The following is a 17,152-nucleotide window of genomic DNA, read 5'->3' as shown; positions in this document are numbered from 1 at the left end:
GATGAGAACACGATACAGATACCTCATACTCTTCCTTCTTTTTCCTATGCTCGCTCTAGCAGAGTGCAAAGGGAAATGGTCGGTAGATATCGATAAAAATAATATCCAATTTAATCAGGATTTAAGCGCAAATATTCCTGTTTATATTCAACTATCAAAAGGACTCCAGCAATGCAACCCAAGGTTAGCTTTTGTAACTCTGGATAATAAGAAAGAGGGAGTCCTAAAAAGCAGAGCATCAAATTTAGAAACTCAGTTGTTAGATAAAAACTTTAGGCATCTTCGTTATACACCACAATTTGGCTTTGGATTACCATTAGAAAATAGTCCAGTAACACGAATGTGGATAAAAGTTCCAAAAGCAAAACTAGCCAATGCTGGTCATTATTCCGCTCAGTTAGACACAAAATTAGTCTTAGACAATGATACTAAGCGTCTAAGAAAAACCGTTAAGCTGAACATCCCTGCATTTGTATCATTGACGGCCTCAACGGGTTCAAGCTCTTTGAGGGGAATGGGATCAAACGCATACACCCTCGCGTTGGGAGTGATAGAGAGTCATAAAAAATACCGAGCAGAGTTAAGTCTAGTATCTAACTCCAACGTCAAAGTGAAGGTGAAACAAAAGTATGGGGCACTCACAAACAAATCATCAAAAGAGTTGAGAATCCCCTACACTTTTCGCATCAATAATGTAATGGCTAGTAATAACTCTACTTTCTCTTTTTCAAATAAAGATGGAGTGAAATACTGGGGAATACCGTTTGAGGTGAAGATTGGCAACGCGGATTTCGCAAACGCAGGCAAATATCAAGATACGATAACGGTTGAAGTCAAAGCTATGCCATAGAGACTTGTGATGAAGAAATCTACGGTTTGGTGAGTGGGTAAGGGAAAACACCCTCAGATTTTCATGCACAATACATGCTAATTTACCACTATCAAACGAGGAGAAACTGATGCATTCTCTGAAAATTAAATGTTTAGAGAAGCACTTAAGATAGAAGAGAAATATTTGTTTAGTTGATAATAAAAAGCCCCGCAAGCTTTCACTTGCGGGGCTTTTTTAGTTACTTGAGAAAAGGGCTAATTACTTACCAGCTTCTTTTTCTGCTTTAACTTTTGCAATCACTTCGTCAGCAACGTTAGTTGGACATGGTGCGTATTGTGCGAATTCCATAGAGAATTGGCCACGACCAGAAGTGATAGTACGTAGGTGACCGATGTAGCCGAACATCTCAGAAAGAGGTACGTCAGCTTTAATACGAACACCAGTTACACCAGCTTGTTGATCTTTGATCATGCCACGACGACGGTTAAGGTCACCGATAACATCACCAACGTGATCGTCTGGAGTGAACACGTCAACGTTCATGATTGGCTCAAGAAGTTGTGCGCCAGCTTTAGGCATAGATTGACGGAATGCGCCTTTCGCTGCGATTTCAAATGCGATAGCAGATGAATCGACTGCGTGGAAACCACCATCGAACAGTTCAACTTCAACGTCTAGAGTTGGGAAGCCAGCTAGTACGCCGTTTTCCATCATAGATGCGAAGCCTTTCTCAACTGCAGGCCAGAATTCTTTAGGAACGTTACCGCCCACAACTACAGAGTTGAACTTGAAGCCAGAACCTGCTTCGCCTGGTTTGATACGGTAATCGATCTTACCGAATTGACCAGAACCACCAGATTGCTTCTTGTGCGTGTAGCTATCTTCAATTGCTTGAGTGATAGTTTCACGGTAAGCAACTTGAGGAGCACCTACAGTTAGGTCAACGCCGTATGTACGCTTAAGGATATCTACCTTGATGTCTAGGTGAAGTTCACCCATACCTTTCAGGATAGTTTCGCCAGTCTCTTCGTCAGTCTCAACTTGGAAAGATGGATCTTCTGCAACCATTTTACCGATCGCGATACCCATTTTCTCAGAACCGCCTTTATCTTTTGGAGATACAGCGATTGAGATTACTGGAGTTGGGAATACCATTGGCTCAAGCGTTACTTGGTGCTTAGGATCACATAGAGTGTGACCAGTTTGCACGTTCTTCATACCAACGATCGCAATGATGTCACCAGCTTGTGCGCTAGTTAGTTCGTTACGGTCATCAGCTTGCATCTCAACCATACGGCCAACACGTTCTGTTTTGCCAGTGAATGAGTTAAGAATCGTGTCACCTTTGTTCAGTTTACCAGAGTAAATACGAACGAAAGTTAGAGCACCGAAGCGGTCATCCATGATTTTGAATGCAAGCGCTTTGAAAGTTTCATCTGTAGAAACGATAGCGTGTTCGCCAGTTTCTTCGCCGTTCTCATCCATTAGAGGCTGAGGATCAACTTCAGTTGGTGCTGGTAGGTAATCTACTACAGCATCAAGGATAAGTTGCATACCTTTGTTCTTGAACGCAGAACCACAGAACGTTGGGAAGAATGCGATATCACGAGTACCTTTACGGATACAACGCTTGATGTCTTCGATAGAAGGCTCTTCACCTTCCATGTAAGCTTCCATTAGGTCATCGTCTTGCTCTACAGCAGTTTCGATTAGCTCTTCACGGTATTGCTCAACGTCATCAACCATGTCCGCAGGAACATCAGTGATTTCGTAGTTTTCAGGAAGACCAGTGTCATCCCAAACGTATGCTTTACGGCTTAGTAGGTCTACAACACCAACGAATTCGTCTTCACGACCGATTGGTAGAACCATAACTAGAGGAGTAGCACCTAGAACGTTTTTAACTTGGTCAACAACGTTGTAGAAATCTGCACCCATACGGTCTAGTTTGTTAACGAAGATCAGACGAGATACTTCTGATTCGTTAGCGTAGCGCCAGTTAGTTTCTGATTGAGGTTCAACACCACCAGAACCACAGAATACACCGATACCGCCATCAAGAACTTTAAGAGAACGGTATACTTCAACTGTGAAGTCAACGTGTCCAGGAGTATCGATAACGTTTAGACGGTGATCGTTCCAAAAACAGCTTACAGCTGCTGATTGGATAGTAATACCGCGCTCAGCTTCCTGTTCCATGAAGTCAGTCGTTGATTCGCCATCATGTACTTCACCAGTCTTGTGGATTTGACCAGTTAGCTTAAGGATACGCTCAGTGGTAGTTGTTTTACCCGCATCAACGTGCGCGAAAATACCAATGTTTCTGTATTTCGATAAATCTGCCATTGTCTTACTCTGTTAATAGGATATAAAATGCGCGCAGAGTATATCACAATCTGTGAAGACTGATAGCTTTGCATGCATTTGGGACTAAAAAACTTTGCCTTTTTCTAACATATAGAAAAAGGCAATCTATGAAAACAATCTAAGTGACTGTTTAGTTTAGTGCTAACTTAGGGCGAATATCATGCTCAAGTTAGACTGAATTTCTGCTGTATAGAGTAGCTGAAGTGAGCTCAATTACAACTCATCAAAAGCATTAATTGCTTCCGATAATTTTTTCACGCCGTGGATCTGCATTCCAGGAATGCCACCTTTAGGCATGTTTGCTGCCGGTACGATCGCTTTCTTAAAGCCGTGTTTAAATGCCTCATTCAGACGCTCTTGTCCACTTGGTACCGGTCGAATCTCACCCGCTAGGCCTACTTCTCCAAATACCACCACATCTTTTGGCAATGCGCGATCTCTGAAACTTGAAAGTAGAGCCATCACCAACGCAAGATCAGCACTGGTTTCGGTTACTTTAACACCACCGACGACATTCACAAACACATCTTGGTCAGCCATTTGTAAGCCGCCGTGTTTATGCAGCACCGCCAATAACAACGAAAGCCTATTTTGCTCTAGGCCGACAGCGACACGACGTGGGTTCGCCAGCTGTGAATAATCCACCAGCGCTTGAATTTCGACAAGAAGTGGACGAGTCCCTTCCCACACTACCATAACCGAACTGCCCGAGGTTTCTTCTTCACCACGAGACAAGAAGATAGCCGATGGGTTACTGACTTCTTTGAGCCCTTGGCCAGTCATCGCAAATACACCCAGTTCATTCACTGCACCAAAACGGTTTTTGTGGCTACGCAGTGTTCTAAAGCGGCTATCGGTTCCGCCATCCAATAGAACTGAACAGTCAATGATGTGCTCAAGCACTTTTGGCCCCGCTAAAGTGCCGTCTTTAGTTACGTGTCCAACTAAGAACACGGCAACGTTATTCTGTTTTGCGTAGCGCGTTAATGCGGTTGCCGATTCACGAACCTGTGCAACACTGCCCGGAGAGGATTGAACATCCGCAACGTGCATAACTTGGATCGAGTCGATAACCATGATCTTAGGTTGTTCTTTTTCGGCAACCTGACAGATCTTATCCACGTTGGTTTCTGAGAGCATCTTTAGGTGCTCTTTCGGTAATCCAAGTCGAGAGGCGCGCATTGCAACCTGCTGTAGAGATTCTTCTCCTGTGACATAAAGAGTCGGTAGTTGAGAAGAAAGCAGACACATGGTCTGTAACAATAACGTTGATTTGCCCGCACCTGGGTTACCACCAATCAGGATCGCAGCACCTGGTACCACACCACCACCAAGTACCCGGTCGAGTTCTTTGAAACCACTGCTAAAGCGTGGCACTTCTTGCAAGTCGATTTCCGACAGTGTTTGAACTGAAGACTCGGTTGCACCACCAGCATAACCACTCAATCGTTCATTGCGCGCGACCTGAGGTGAAGCGGCTAACCTAACTTCTGTAATCGTGTTCCAAGCACCACATGCGTTGCACTGCCCCTGCCAACGTGGAAAGTCAGCACCACAGTCATTACACACATAAGCTCGTTTTGCCTTAGCCATAAAACCTCAATTATTTACTCAGTTACACAATGATGTTGTCAATTTGTGACTTATTTGACCGTACGGATAAAAATAAACGTTGCAGTCATACCACTTATACTTAAAGATCGATTTAAACTAGCCGATAACATAAATGCACCGTCCATTCTAACAAGAAAAGTATGCAGCAATCTGAAATTCTATCTGTAGCAGAACGTCTTATCCCGGCCTACCACGCCGAAGATTTCGAATTCCTTCTTTCTCAAATGACAGAAGGCGAATCTCCGTCTCTAAAACTGCTGGTTAAAATGGAACTGAATCGTATCATGGCTCCGTGTACAAAGAGCATTGATTTACGCGGGCGCATTGATACTGAATGTCGTCAGTTCACGTTAGACGGCCGTAAACACTGGCTCGATGATATTGCCTTAAACGCGTATCAACGTGGTACTAAAAAGTTTAAAGGTTACACAGAAGGCGCATGGGAGTTAGTTATGACTCCACGCACTCAACCACTGAGTGTTGTGAAAACCTCTTCTCAAGGTAACCACGACATTACTAGCGCCAATAGCCCGTATGAAGCGGAAGCTATTAACCTAGGTTACGACCTAAAACGTCAAGAGAACAGACTCAAGATTAGCTCGCAGGTTGAGATCACAACATCAAAAGGGCAAAGCCTACACGGTGTCACCGTTGATATCTCCCCATCGGGTGCAAAGTTCAAGGTGCCGAGTGCCTTTCGATACAACCTTGGCGAGATCATCAGCGTAAAGTTCACAGAGCTTGTCGAGAAATCCCAAGAGAACGATGTTAACCAAGCGATTGAATTTCGCGTTTTGGGTATCGACGAATCTTACGAGAACAACGCAGTCAAATTCCTAAGAACCATCAAGGTAAGCGACAACAATATTGTGGCTCGCTTGCTCGATGAGTCTTTAAATAGTACCAGTAAGAAAACCAGCCATGAGAATCAAGATAGGATCATTCGAACTCGTACTCGAGGAATCGAACACACCTATCTAAAGCATACTTGTAATCTTCCCCTGTTCTTCAGCGGTAGCGAACTCAAGCTTGCCCTATTGACTGATAACAACCATCCGTTATGGCAATACTGGCACGACGAGCGAAACCAACAAGCTCTGGGAACTCTGTTCAACGAGCAGCGTATGAACTTATTGGTTAAACCTGGCGTGAAGGGAACCAGTAACGTTATCTACTCATTTACCCATGAACACCAAAACAAGACCTTGTTCTATTCAATGATGCTCCCTGAAGCCTCTCGTGAACAAAGACAGCTGTTTTGGCATATCGGCGGTAAGCGTAAAAGTTGGAAGGCGTTCAAGTTCTCAGTATTCGAGCTTTCAGACACAGAGCGACAAGCCTTAGCGACACACTCAGACACACTGGCGCAAAGCTCAGCTCAGTTGACGCATTGCGGTATCTTACAAGAGATCGGCGATCACGAAAGCGCAGCAGACTATCTATTGAGTGAAAAGCCACGTATTCCAAGCAGTGAACTGAACCGCTTCCGTCACCCGCGTACGGTTGTCGGCAATATTAAAAGTATCTACTTTGACTCGTCGACTCGTCGTAAAGAGCCGAGATACCAATTTAAATCTCCGTTGCAATTAACATCACAAGATGGCGCAGCCGCAAACGGGCACACCTTAGATATCTCAAAGCGTGGACTGAGCATTAGCCTTGAGCACCCAATGGTACTCAAGATTAATGACCCGGTATTAGTGAACTTCAATGAACTGCAGCTCTATGACAAAAACCTACCACTGAGCACTGTGCCTTACCATGTAATTCGAGTGAGCCCCAATGGCCGTAAAGTGCAGCTGGTTATTGCCGAGAACGCTAAAACAATGCGTACCATCGCTTTCCTTAATGGGCTTATCGATCAAAACCAAAGTAAGCTGATTAGGAAAAAAGAGATACTGCCAACACATTCGCTGCTCGAATCTCTGCACAACATTTTGTTGAGCAAGATGGTCAGTAACCCAATATTCATTGATAAGCCAAGTTCAACACTGCGTTGTAAGATCATTGGTGTAAATTTCCCACTGAATAAGCATCTAACGTTACTCGCTAAGCTTGGCCACAACCAAAAGTTCTCACTCGAACCTATTTTCAAAGGGCACACTAACTCACTGTTGGCTGAACCATTGAAAAGAATTGAAGGTGCAGAGCCTAAACACCATGACGTGTACATTGCTGCGGTTAAGTTTGGCGACAAGATCCAATCAGTACACACTAAGTTGGTTAAAGACTTCGCCTCAGCAAAGGAACGCATCTTATTTATTAAGAAAGCACAGCACTTAGGTGACGTGTATGTATTGCGAGTAACTACTGCACCTATCTTTAATCCACTAACGAGTTTATTCCAGTCGGATTTAGAAGAGCTTTCACGCATCAGCATGCACCAAGCTAAGAAGCTAGAAAATGAGGTTACTGCGTTTATCGGTTACGGTGAAATTGAAGATATTACCGATGAAGTGTTGATTCGATTGGAGCTTACTCGTTAGATCTGCATCAATGTACCAGATCTGAAAATAGAAAAAGCAGGCTCATCACCTGCTTTTTTTGTATCTGAGCTCTACTATAATTTGCGACTAATAGAGCTTATTAAGCAACGCTAAGGTTTCGCTTGCCAGCTGATCTTCTGTTGCTTAGCTAATACACCCGACAAGATACACAGCACCCCGCCTAAACCTGCGTAACGCACAGCGGTTTGAGCTTGTTGCTTTACTTTTGGTTTCGCGTGGTAAGCAATGCCTAAACCTGCAGAGCCCATCATCACCAAGTCATTAGCACCATCGCCAACGGCAACGGTATTGTGCAGTTCCAATTCGTACTCTTCAGCTAACTCTACCAAGATATCCGCTTTAGTCTGCGCCGAAACCACATCCCCTAGGACTTCACCCGTCAACTTACCATTGATGATCTCAAGCGTATTTGACTGAGCGTGGTCTAGATCCAGGGTATCTTTCAGGTAGTCAGAGAAGTAAGTAAAGCCGCCTGATGCAATCGCTGTTTTCCAACCAAGCTTATTCAGAGTATTCACCAGCCCGACCAAGTCTGGCATGAATGGCAATGATTGACGCACTTGCTCTAATATCGACTCATCCGCACCTTTCAGTGCTCCTACTCGTTGACGTAGGCTTTGTTCAAAATCGAGTTCACCTTGCATTGCTCGCTCTGTTATTTCAGAGACTAACTCACCGACTCCAGCCAGCTTGGCAATTTCATCAATGCATTCAATCTGAATCGCAGTGGAATCCATATCCATTACAATCAAACCTGGCTTAGATAAGTCTGGGACCTCGCTAAGGCAAGCATAATCAAGCTTTAGCGCTTGGAGGATTTCTTCATGTGCTGGTGTTAGGTTGCCTGACATCAGCGCCACTTCATAATGCCCAACCTTCCACGTATCGAGGATGGTGTTGTAAGTGCCAGTGAAAAAGTCGATGTCATCGAAAGATTGTGGAGATAGGTACTCACCAAACACAATCCAATTAGCTTTGGATTTAGCGAGTTGAGAAGCAAAACGAGTCTCGGGGAGTCGAGTTAATAATGTGGTATGCCTTTTTATCGGCAGATATTTCTGAGCGTCCATGTGTATGATTCCTAATTAACTATGCTAAACGTTAACCTATTGCAATTTGAAAACGCAAGTCTCAATATGTCTTAATCATAACATTTGTTTATTTCAGGCTTCGTGAAACATGAATGAATCATTGTTCTCAATACGTAACGCTTTACGAATGCTAGCCCTCATTTTGTTGGCTACCATGTTCGTTGTAACGATTAAAAATACAGTCGTGATCAGTAAAGGTAACGAGAAGATCCAAGCGAAACAGCTGGAAACTCTTACCAAGCTGCTTATCTCTCAGGCATCACTTTCAGCCAGCAAGATGATCACGCAACAAGACCAAGAACGACTGCTTGATCTCACTAATCAGCTATCTCAAGATCGACTGGTGTTCGATACCACCATCTATGATGCAGAGGGTATTCGACTGGCTTCGAGTGAAAAAGCCCTTTCGGTACGCGAGGTTCTTGGCTTAGATACACCACTTTCAACAGCAAGTATCGGCAGACAACAATTGGTTGAACCGATTTATTCACCAGAGAAAACGATCATTGGTTTTATTCGAGTGACTTTTGAAACCGGTAAAATGACGGCGATTTCTGATCACCACTACCGCAAAAGTGATCGCTACATGATTGGTATGGTGTTGATGGGGTTTGTGAGTGGCGTGTTGTTCATCATGCTGATCCGCAGAAGACCAACCAAGTCTGGTGAGAACTTACTGTTGAAAAATGTAAGCTCATAATGAGCTAATTCAGAAATACAATAAAAAGCCCCGATGCTCAGGCAGCAACGGGGCTTTTTGTTATCTGTTAACTTATCAAGCTAAGACAATTTAATATTATTCTTGGTCACCAAGAAGCACTGAATCTAGTGCGATAACCATCATGTCATTGAAAGTCGTTTGACGTTCATCTGATGTGGTTTGCTCACCCGTTTTGATGTGATCAGAAACAGTACAAATCGTTAGAGCTTTTGCGCCGTATTCAGCACATACACCATAGATGCCTGCCGCTTCCATCTCTACGCCAACAATGCCGTACTTGTCCATCACTTCGAACATCTCTGGATCTGGCGTATAGAACAGCTCAGCAGAGAATAGGTTACCGACTTTTACATCAACACCGCGAGCTTTGGCTGCATCTTCTGCCGCACGTACCATTTTGTAGTCTGCGATAGCTGCGAAGTCGTGACCTTTAAAGCGAATACGGTTCACTTTAGAGTCGGTACATGCGCCCATGCCAATAACCACATCGCGCACTTTGATATCTTCGCTCACTGCACCACAACTACCAACACGAATGATCTTTTTCACACCAAAGTCTTTGATCAGCTCAGTCGCATAAATAGAACAAGATGGAATGCCCATACCATGTCCCATTACCGAAACCTTACGACCTTTGTAAGTACCGGTGTAACCAAACATGTTACGAACGTCGCACACTTGAACCACTTCTTCTAAGAAGGTTTCAGCGATGTATTTAGCACGTAGCGGGTCACCTGGCATGAGAACTACGTCAGCGAAATCACCCATTTCAGCATTAATATGTGGAGTAGCCATTGAAAATATCCTTAATCTCAAAACAAAAAAGAAGAGAGAGGTTTCCCTCTCTCTTAGTTAACTATTATAGGAAGCTTGTACCGTGTCCCATTGGCGATGTACCAAAGTATGACGCCAAGCTTTGGCCGATATCTGCAAACGTATCACGACGGCCTAGAGAACCGGCTGGGACCTTCTGGCCGTAAACAATCACAGGGATGTGCTCACGAGTATGATCTGTACCTGGCCATGTTGGGTCGCAACCGTGGTCAGCCGTTAGGATAAGCACATCATCTTCTTTCATCATATCGATGATTTCATTGATGCGACCATCGAAGTACTCAAGTGCCGCTGCGTAACCCGCAACATCACGGCGGTGACCGTAAGCTGAGTCGAAGTCTACGAAGTTAGTGAACACGATAGTGTTGTCGCCCGCTTCATTGATCGCTTCTTTAGTCGCTTCAAATAGCGCAGGGATACCTGTTGCTTTGGTTTTCTGAGTGATACCACAACCTGCGTAGATATCAGAGATCTTACCGATAGAGTGAACGTTACCGCCCTTCTCATCAGCAAGTTTCTGTAGGATAGTTGCCGCTGGTGGCTCAACAGAAAGATCACGACGGTTACCAGTACGCTCAAATTGACCTTTACCTGGGCCAACGAACGGGCGCGCGATAACGCGACCAATGTTGTAGTCTTCTAGCTCTTCACGAGCAATCTGACAAAGGTCTAATAGGTTTTGTAGGCCGAATGTCTCTTCGTGACAAGCGATCTGGAAAACAGAATCTGCAGAAGTATAGAAGATTGGTAGGCCAGTCTTCATGTGCTCTTCACCTAGGTTGTCTAGGATTTCAGTGCCCGATGAGTGGCAGTTACCCAAGAAACCAGAAAGACCAGCACGCTCAAGAATGCGGTCAGTCAGCTCTTTAGGGAAGCTGTTCTCTTTGTCGGTGAAGTAGCCCCAGTCAAACAGTACAGGAACACCTGCGATTTCCCAGTGACCTGATGGTGTGTCTTTACCAGAAGACAGTTCAGCAGCGTGACCGTAAGCGCCAATGATTTCAGCGTCTGCATCCATACCAGGAGCAAAACGACCTGTAGACTCTTTGTGAGCCATAGCTAGACCTAGCTTAGACAGGTTTGGCAGCTTCAGTGGGCCTTGACGATCTGCATTGTCTGCAAGACCTTGGTCACAATGATCTGCGATGTGACCCATAGTGTCAGAACCTACATCACCGAATTTGTCCGCATCCGCTGTTTCACCGATACCGAATGAATCTAAAACTAAAATAAATGCTCTTTTCATTTTCTTCACCAACTTATTGCTCTTTGCACCAGAACTCTGTTTATCGGCATACACTAGGTATGCCGATACCTGTTATTTACACGTCTTCAGAACGAATCTGACGGTAAACGTCTGGCGTTGCTGTATATTCTCCGCCCACAGTGATTGCATTTTGTAATGCTGTTGCAGCTTCTTGCCACTGTTGTTCGTTGCGAGCATGAATCATTGCTAATGGTTTCTCTTCATTTGCCACTTCGCCAAGGCGAATGAAGTGATCAAAACCGACTGCGTAATCAATGCTGTCAGTTGCTACGCGGCGACCACCGCCCATGCCAACCACAGCCATACCAATTGCACGAGTATCCATTGCTGATACCACACCGCTTTCTAGCGCGTACACTGGCTTAACAATTTCTGCTTTTTCTAGGTAGTTATCGTAGTTCGTTACGAAGTCTGCTGGGCCACCAAGGCCCGCTACCATTTTACCGAAGCACTCTGCTGCTTTACCGTTATCCAGTACAGCCATCAGTTTTTCACGCGCTTCATCTGAATCTTTAGCCAGGTTACCCAACACCAACATTTCAGCACACGATGCTAGAGTGATCTCTAACAAACGTGGGTTACGGTATTCACCCGTTAGGAACTGAACCGCTTCACGAACTTCTACTGCGTTACCCGCTGAAGAAGCCAGAACTTGGTTCATGTCCGTTAGGATTGCTGTTGTCTTAGTACCTGCACCGTTTGCTACAGCAACGATAGATTTCGCTAGCTCTTCAGAGGCTTCGTAAGTCGGCATGAATGCGCCTGAACCTACTTTGACATCCATCACTAGAGAATCAAGGCCAGCAGCCAGTTTCTTAGATAGGATTGAAGCTGTGATTAGCGAGATGTTGTCTACTGTCGCTGTGATATCACGAGTCGCGTAAACACGCTTATCAGCCGGAGCTAAATCGCCTGTTTGACCGATGATCGCAACACCAGCATCTTTAGTTACTTCACCGAACACATCGTTGGTTGGTGTAATGTTGTAACCAGGGATAGATTCCAGCTTATCTAGCGTACCACCGGTATGACCTAAGCCACGACCAGAGATCATTGGAACGAAACCGCCACATGCTGCCACCATAGGGCCAAGCATCAGAGAAGTTACGTCACCAACACCACCAGTCGAGTGTTTATCAACGATTGGGCCATCAAAGTTCATGTGGCTCCAGTCAATCACCATGCCTGAGTCACGCATTGCACACGTTAGTGCGATACGCTCTGGCATTGTCATTTCATTAAAAAAGATAGCCATTGCAAATGCTGCAATTTGGCCTTCAGAAACCGTGTTTTTAGCCACGCCTTGAATGAAGAAGTTAATTTCTTCGGTGGTCAGTACTTCGTTATCACGTTTTCTGCGAATAATTTCTTGAGGTAGATACATTAGTGCCTCCCAAACTCTAGTGAGTATGGTTTGTAGGGAAAGAGGTAATATGGAGTGACTTAATGCCACTCCATCAAACAGACTAAATCTTGTTACACCCGATTGGGATATTAGTATGCTGCTGGATCAGCAGTTTGGTCTGTCACTTCTAATGTATTAAGAAGGTTAGTTAATAGGCTTGAAGCACCAAAACGGTAGTGCATGTTGTCTGCCCACTCAGCGCCTAGTAGCTCATCAGCCATTGCTAGGTACAGTGCTGCATCTTCAGCAGTACGTACGCCACCAGCTGGTTTGAAACCAACTGTTTTAGCAACGCCCATGTCACGAATAACTTCAAGCATCATGCGTGCGTACTCTGGAGTCGCGTTTACTGGCACTTTACCTGTTGAAGTTTTGATGAAATCTGCACCCGCTTCGATACAGATTTGAGAAGCTTTCTTGATCAGTGCTTCTTCTTTAAGCTCACCTGTTTCGATGATCACTTTAAGCGTGATATCACCACAAGCTGCTTTACACTGTTTAACTAGCTCAAAGCCAACTTCTTCGTTGCCAGCGATTAGAGCGCGGTATGGGAATACTACGTCAACTTCATCTGCGCCGTACGCTACTGCTGCTTTTGTTTCTGCAACCGCAATTTCGATGTCGTCATTACCATGAGGGAAGTTAGTTACAGTCGCAATGCGTACTTCTGGAGTACCTTGCTCACGCAACGCTTTCTTAGCTGCTGGGATAAAGCGAGGGTAAATACAGATTGCAGCGGTGTTGCCTACTGCAGTCTTCGCGTCATGACAAAGTGCCACTACTTTTTCAGTAGTGTCGTCGTCATTTAACGTAGTTAGGTCCATAAGTTTAAGTGCACGTAGAGCTGCTGCTTTTAAATCGCTCATTTCTATCTCCGATCAATATATTCAAATAGTTAACTACTTCGCCCTCCATCCAGTATAGATGGATATTTTAGTAATGCTCAGTAGTCACAAATGAACGGACTTGGTTCCCTGAAGACTTGATAACTTTCGCTACCAATTGCAATCCTTGTCACCGCACAGTACCAGTTTGGTCTATGGCACAACAAATCAGTCATGTTGTGTCTAACATCTATAGCGTATCGCTAATTTTGGCTTAATCCCAGAAGAATAACGTTCGAGTTGGTTTCGAGGTTACTTTCTTGCCAACAGAGACATCCTATCCCTTTAGCTTATACATTATAGGTATCCATCAATAAATTGTAGTGCTCCTTAGAACGCAAACGGTTTGTATCTCAAAAAAACATTCTAGCCCCATTACCGACTTCAAGCTGATACTTATGCTCGAGCCAAAGAATCACTAGGCCTAAAAACAAAAAAGCCCCGCAGCAATTTCTTGCTACGGGGCGATATTATTATGGCGTCTATATATCTAAATCTACTTAATTAGAAAGATAGGAAGAAGCCAGCAATTGTTGCTGCCATCAGGTTAGATAGAGTACCAGCAATTACCGCTTTAACACCCATACGTGCGATGTCGTGGCGACGGCTTGGTGCAATACCACCTAGACCACCTAGAAGAATCGCAATAGAAGAAAGGTTTGCGAAACCACATAGTGCGAATGCGATGATAGCTTGAGTCTTCTCAGACATCACTTGACCAGTTGCTGCAACAACTTGAGCGTTTTCACCAACGTATGGTACGAAGTTTAGGTATGCAACGAATTCGTTAACAACTGTCTTCTGACCAATGAAAGAACCAGCGATAGTTGCTTCTTCCCATGGAACACCAATGATGAATGCTAGCGGTGCGAAGATCCAACCTAGAAGCAATTCTAGAGTTAGGTTTTCCATACCAACCCAACCACCGATGCCACCTAGGATACCGTTGATTAGAGCAATTAGACCGATGAATGCTAGTAGCATTGCACCAACGTTAAGTGCTAGTTGTAGACCAACTGATGCGCCACCTGCTGCTGCGTCGATAACGTTAGCTGGTTTGTCATCGCCACCGTCCATTTCGTCAGCGATGTTGTCGTCTGGCGTATCTGTTTCAGGCTTGATGATTTTAGCGAATAGTAGACCACCAGGTGCTGCCATGAATGACGCTGCAACTAGGTACTCTAGAGGTACACCCATAGATGCGTAACCTGCTAGTACACCACCAGCTACAGAAGCCAAACCACCACACATTACTGCGAATAGTTCAGAGTTAGTCATTTTAGGAACAAATGGACGAACAACTAGAGGTGCTTCAGTTTGACCAACGAAGATGTTTGCTGCTGCAGACATAGACTCGGCGCGAGAAGTACCTAGAGCTTTCTGAAGACCACCACCAAGAACTTTGATTACAATTTGCATAACACCAATGTAGTAAAGTACAGAGATAAGAGCAGAGAAGAAAATCAGAGTTGGTAGTACTTGGAAAGCAAAGATGAAACCGATACCGTCAACTGAGAAGTTAACTAGGCTGCCGAATAGGAAACCAGTACCGTCTTTACCGTAGTCGATCACGTTTGCTACACCAGCAGAGAAACCTGCAAGTAGATCACGCCCCCAAGGGATGTAAAGTACGAATGCACCAAGTGCGAATTGGATAGCGAAAGCGCCACCCACTGTTCTTAGATTAATAGCTTTGCGGTTGTCAGATAGTAGTACTGCGATTGCGATCAGTGCAACCATTCCGACTAGGCTCATAAACAGGCTCATAGTTTATGACTTCCTTATTAGTTATTTATTGGCGTGTTACAAAATGGGGCTATAAAGCGGGGGCAATTATACTCATGCGACCACTAATAAAGTAATGCCGTCCTCACACTTTCGTAGAAGATTCATGTACCATTCACACGCAAATGTGAGCCAAATCACAAGCCCAGTGCAATTTACGCAAACGATAAACAAAAACCTTCGATTTTATTCACATATACCGAATGCGCGATGGCTATTTTGCCAAATTTGCGCTGCAATCGATTGCTTTGGCTCTTTTCTAAGCAAAAAAAGTTCATTTAAGATCGTAACTAAATATTTGGAATGATTAACATTTCCTTGGTTTCCATACATGGGCATGTCTGGTGCATCGGTTTCCAATACTAAGCTTTCAAGGGGCAATTTTGCGATGGTTGTGCGTGTTTTTTGCGCTCTTGGGTAAGTTATCGTTCCACCGACACCAATATAGAAACCGAGCTTAATCCACGCCAAAGCCTGCTGTTCACTCCCTGAAAAACCATGAATCACACCACCTAATGTGAACTTGTGCTGCTTTATTAGCTCAATAAGTCGGTTGTAAGACTTTCTCTCATGGATGATTAAAGGCAGGTCAAACGCCTTCGCAATCTCCATTTGTTGGATAAAAAAGCGCTCTTGTTTCTCTCGTTCAACGTCCACAAAAAAGTCGAGCCCGCACTCTCCTATCGCGACACATTGGCTGTTTTTTGCAGAGAGTAATTGGCGAAGTTCTGAAAATTGCTCGTCATTAGCTTGCTCTAAAAAGTACGGGTGAAAGCCTAATGCATAGTAAATACTGGGATGAGATTGAGCGATTTCATCGAGTTTTTTCCAGTTACTTTGGTCAATAGAAGGAATGATTAACTTCTCTACTTGGGCTTGTTTCGCGTCTTTTAGGTAGCCATCAATGCTCTGCTCAACTGAAATACCGCTGTCAAAGGCGTCAAAGTCCGCGTGGCAATGAGTATCAAATAGCGAAAAATCACTGAACTCTGGTGTCATCTTCCCCACTCTCTGTTTGTTGTTCTTGAGGATCACGACGATGAGGCACACAGCTGCGCTTATTCTCAGGTGTTAAACCCAGCTCTTCACACCACTTATCATATCTTTTAATCCAAGCTTTTATCCAACCCAACATACTTACCTCAAGCCTCGCCTCAACGCTCACAAAAAAAACACATAAAACCGGACATCAAAACTACACATACAAATTAAATTTAAGCTCAACAATTAACCTAAAAACCGCAAAGTATAAATTAAATTTATACATCAACACTAGCTGGCTATATTGTTGAAAACCTCGTCAGCACAAATAATAGACGTACTTGCCAAGGAGGCACTGATAGCAAGACGCCTAATTAAACGACGAGATCCTACATTATGAAAGCATCACTCTTAGCCATTTCAATTTCTAGCGTGTTAGTTGCACCAGCTTTTGCTGCTGCACCTCAAGTTGATGTAGAGCTAGCGAACCAACAAACACTCCAGCTTATTGATGGACAAATGAAAGCTGTTGATGCTTCTGTTCAGTATAAGTTAAACGAACAATACGCGAATGCAACTCCAGGCACGACAGCCACAATCGATGACGTAACTTACGAGAAACAGTCTAACGGTACTTGGGCTGCTGTTGGTGCGGCTTCAGCTGCATTGGTTGCAGGGTTGCTTTCTGGTACTGCAAGCTCTTCTTCAAATGACGAAGCTACTCCAACTATTCCCGCCCTTCCAGACAACGATTTACCAACGACTCCAGGTATCGTTAACCCCATTGAACCAGTTATCGAAAACCCTATCGAAGATGACACAACGATAGATATGCCTGAGCATAATGAGCGCACTGTTTCTGTT

13 protein-coding genes and 1 pseudogene are annotated in these 17,152 nt (G+C 44.3%); 4 read left to right on the top strand and 10 right to left on the bottom strand.

Features of this window, described 5'->3' with window-relative positions; translation table 11 throughout:
* Position 1: 1 nt before the first annotated feature.
* On the top strand, positions 2-850 hold the full coding sequence (locus BCT34_RS08810; protein ID WP_076656009.1) for a hypothetical protein: 849 nt from the start codon (positions 2-4) through the stop codon (positions 848-850).
* 240 nt (positions 851-1,090) lie between these two features.
* On the opposite strand, the gene fusA is transcribed toward BCT34_RS08810, so the two are convergent.
* Both fusA and radA read right to left on the bottom strand, forming a co-directional pair.
* Entirely contained in the window at positions 1,091-3,178 is a 2,088-nt protein-coding gene (gene fusA, locus BCT34_RS08805) for an elongation factor G (RefSeq protein WP_019819832.1), read from the bottom strand.
* A gap of 234 nt (positions 3,179-3,412) precedes the next feature.
* Complete coding sequence (gene radA / locus BCT34_RS08800) at positions 3,413-4,792, bottom strand: DNA repair protein RadA (RefSeq protein WP_076656006.1); 1,380 nt, start codon at positions 4,790-4,792, stop codon at positions 3,413-3,415.
* 161 nt (positions 4,793-4,953) lie between these two features.
* Between radA and BCT34_RS08795 the strand changes: the two genes are divergently transcribed.
* Positions 4,954-7,299 carry a PilZ domain-containing protein gene (locus BCT34_RS08795; protein ID WP_076656004.1) on the top strand — a complete coding sequence of 782 codons (2,346 nt, stop codon included), beginning with the start codon at positions 4,954-4,956 and terminating at the stop codon, positions 7,297-7,299.
* A gap of 110 nt (positions 7,300-7,409) precedes the next feature.
* Here the strand turns inward: BCT34_RS08795 and serB are convergent, their stop codons facing one another.
* The gene (serB, locus tag BCT34_RS08790; RefSeq protein ID WP_076656001.1) at positions 7,410-8,390 is read right to left on the bottom strand and encodes a phosphoserine phosphatase; all 981 of its coding nucleotides are present in this window, start codon (positions 8,388-8,390) and stop codon (positions 7,410-7,412) included.
* Positions 8,391-8,499: 109 nt separating this feature from the next.
* On the opposite strand from serB, the gene BCT34_RS08785 reads away from it, so the two are divergent.
* Complete coding sequence (locus tag BCT34_RS08785) at positions 8,500-9,111, top strand: YtjB family periplasmic protein (RefSeq protein ID WP_076655999.1); 612 nt, start codon at positions 8,500-8,502, stop codon at positions 9,109-9,111.
* Between the two features lie 96 nt (positions 9,112-9,207).
* On the opposite strand, the gene deoD is transcribed toward BCT34_RS08785, so the two are convergent.
* The 7 genes from deoD to BCT34_RS24325 form a co-directional block, all read right to left on the bottom strand.
* A complete protein-coding gene (deoD, locus tag BCT34_RS08780) occupies positions 9,208-9,927 on the bottom strand; it encodes a purine-nucleoside phosphorylase (protein ID WP_004734474.1) in 720 nt (239 codons plus the stop codon).
* A 64-nt stretch (positions 9,928-9,991) separates the two neighbouring features.
* Positions 9,992-11,212, bottom strand: a complete 1,221-nt coding sequence (locus BCT34_RS08775) for a phosphopentomutase (RefSeq protein WP_076655985.1) — start codon at positions 11,210-11,212, stop codon at positions 9,992-9,994.
* Between the two features lie 76 nt (positions 11,213-11,288).
* Positions 11,289-12,617, bottom strand: coding sequence for a thymidine phosphorylase (deoA, locus tag BCT34_RS08770; RefSeq protein WP_076655982.1), 1,329 nt, complete (start codon positions 12,615-12,617; stop codon positions 11,289-11,291).
* Positions 12,618-12,727: 110 nt separating this feature from the next.
* Positions 12,728-13,504 (bottom strand): deoxyribose-phosphate aldolase, encoded by a 777-nt coding sequence (deoC, locus tag BCT34_RS08765; protein WP_010436196.1) that lies wholly within the window; start codon positions 13,502-13,504, stop codon positions 12,728-12,730.
* 522 nt (positions 13,505-14,026) lie between these two features.
* A complete protein-coding gene (locus tag BCT34_RS08760; RefSeq protein ID WP_076655980.1) occupies positions 14,027-15,289 on the bottom strand; it encodes a NupC/NupG family nucleoside CNT transporter in 1,263 nt (420 codons plus the stop codon).
* A 204-nt stretch (positions 15,290-15,493) separates the two neighbouring features.
* Positions 15,494-16,306: a TatD family hydrolase gene (locus BCT34_RS08755; RefSeq protein ID WP_076655977.1), complete on the bottom strand. Its 813-nt coding sequence runs from the start codon at positions 16,304-16,306 to the stop codon at positions 15,494-15,496.
* Positions 16,287-16,442 (bottom strand): DUF5363 family protein, encoded by a 156-nt coding sequence (locus tag BCT34_RS24325; RefSeq protein ID WP_157934848.1) that lies wholly within the window; start codon positions 16,440-16,442, stop codon positions 16,287-16,289. The genes BCT34_RS08755 and BCT34_RS24325 overlap by 20 nt, the downstream gene beginning before the upstream one ends.
* A gap of 242 nt (positions 16,443-16,684) precedes the next feature.
* On the opposite strand from BCT34_RS24325, the pseudogene BCT34_RS24415 reads away from it, so the two are divergent.
* Positions 16,685-17,152: pseudogene (locus tag BCT34_RS24415) on the top strand (hypothetical protein); the annotation flags it as partial.

Origin of the sequence: Vibrio sp. 10N.261.45.E2 (assembly GCF_002875705.1) — a bacterium.
Lineage (GTDB): Bacteria > Pseudomonadota > Gammaproteobacteria > Enterobacterales > Vibrionaceae > Vibrio.
The sequence above is the reverse complement of the archived record's forward strand: the minus strand, read 5'-3'. Positions and strand labels throughout refer to the sequence as shown.

Coding starts and splice junctions, on each gene's coding strand:
- BCT34_RS08810 (WP_076656009.1), top strand. CDS start 2: ATGAGAACACGATACAGATACCTCATACTCTTCCTTCTTTTTCCTATG.
- fusA (WP_019819832.1), bottom strand. CDS start 3,178: ATGGCAGATTTATCGAAATACAGAAACATTGGTATTTTCGCGCACGTT.
- radA (WP_076656006.1), bottom strand. CDS start 4,792: ATGGCTAAGGCAAAACGAGCTTATGTGTGTAATGACTGTGGTGCTGAC.
- BCT34_RS08795 (WP_076656004.1), top strand. CDS start 4,954: ATGCAGCAATCTGAAATTCTATCTGTAGCAGAACGTCTTATCCCGGCC.
- serB (WP_076656001.1), bottom strand. CDS start 8,390: ATGGACGCTCAGAAATATCTGCCGATAAAAAGGCATACCACATTATTA.
- BCT34_RS08785 (WP_076655999.1), top strand. CDS start 8,500: ATGAATGAATCATTGTTCTCAATACGTAACGCTTTACGAATGCTAGCC.
- deoD (WP_004734474.1), bottom strand. CDS start 9,927: ATGGCTACTCCACATATTAATGCTGAAATGGGTGATTTCGCTGACGTA.
- BCT34_RS08775 (WP_076655985.1), bottom strand. CDS start 11,212: ATGAAAAGAGCATTTATTTTAGTTTTAGATTCATTCGGTATCGGTGAA.
- deoA (WP_076655982.1), bottom strand. CDS start 12,617: ATGTATCTACCTCAAGAAATTATTCGCAGAAAACGTGATAACGAAGTA.
- deoC (WP_010436196.1), bottom strand. CDS start 13,504: ATGAGCGATTTAAAAGCAGCAGCTCTACGTGCACTTAAACTTATGGAC.
- BCT34_RS08760 (WP_076655980.1), bottom strand. CDS start 15,289: ATGAGCCTGTTTATGAGCCTAGTCGGAATGGTTGCACTGATCGCAATC.
- BCT34_RS08755 (WP_076655977.1), bottom strand. CDS start 16,306: ATGACACCAGAGTTCAGTGATTTTTCGCTATTTGATACTCATTGCCAC.
- BCT34_RS24325 (WP_157934848.1), bottom strand. CDS start 16,442: ATGTTGGGTTGGATAAAAGCTTGGATTAAAAGATATGATAAGTGGTGT.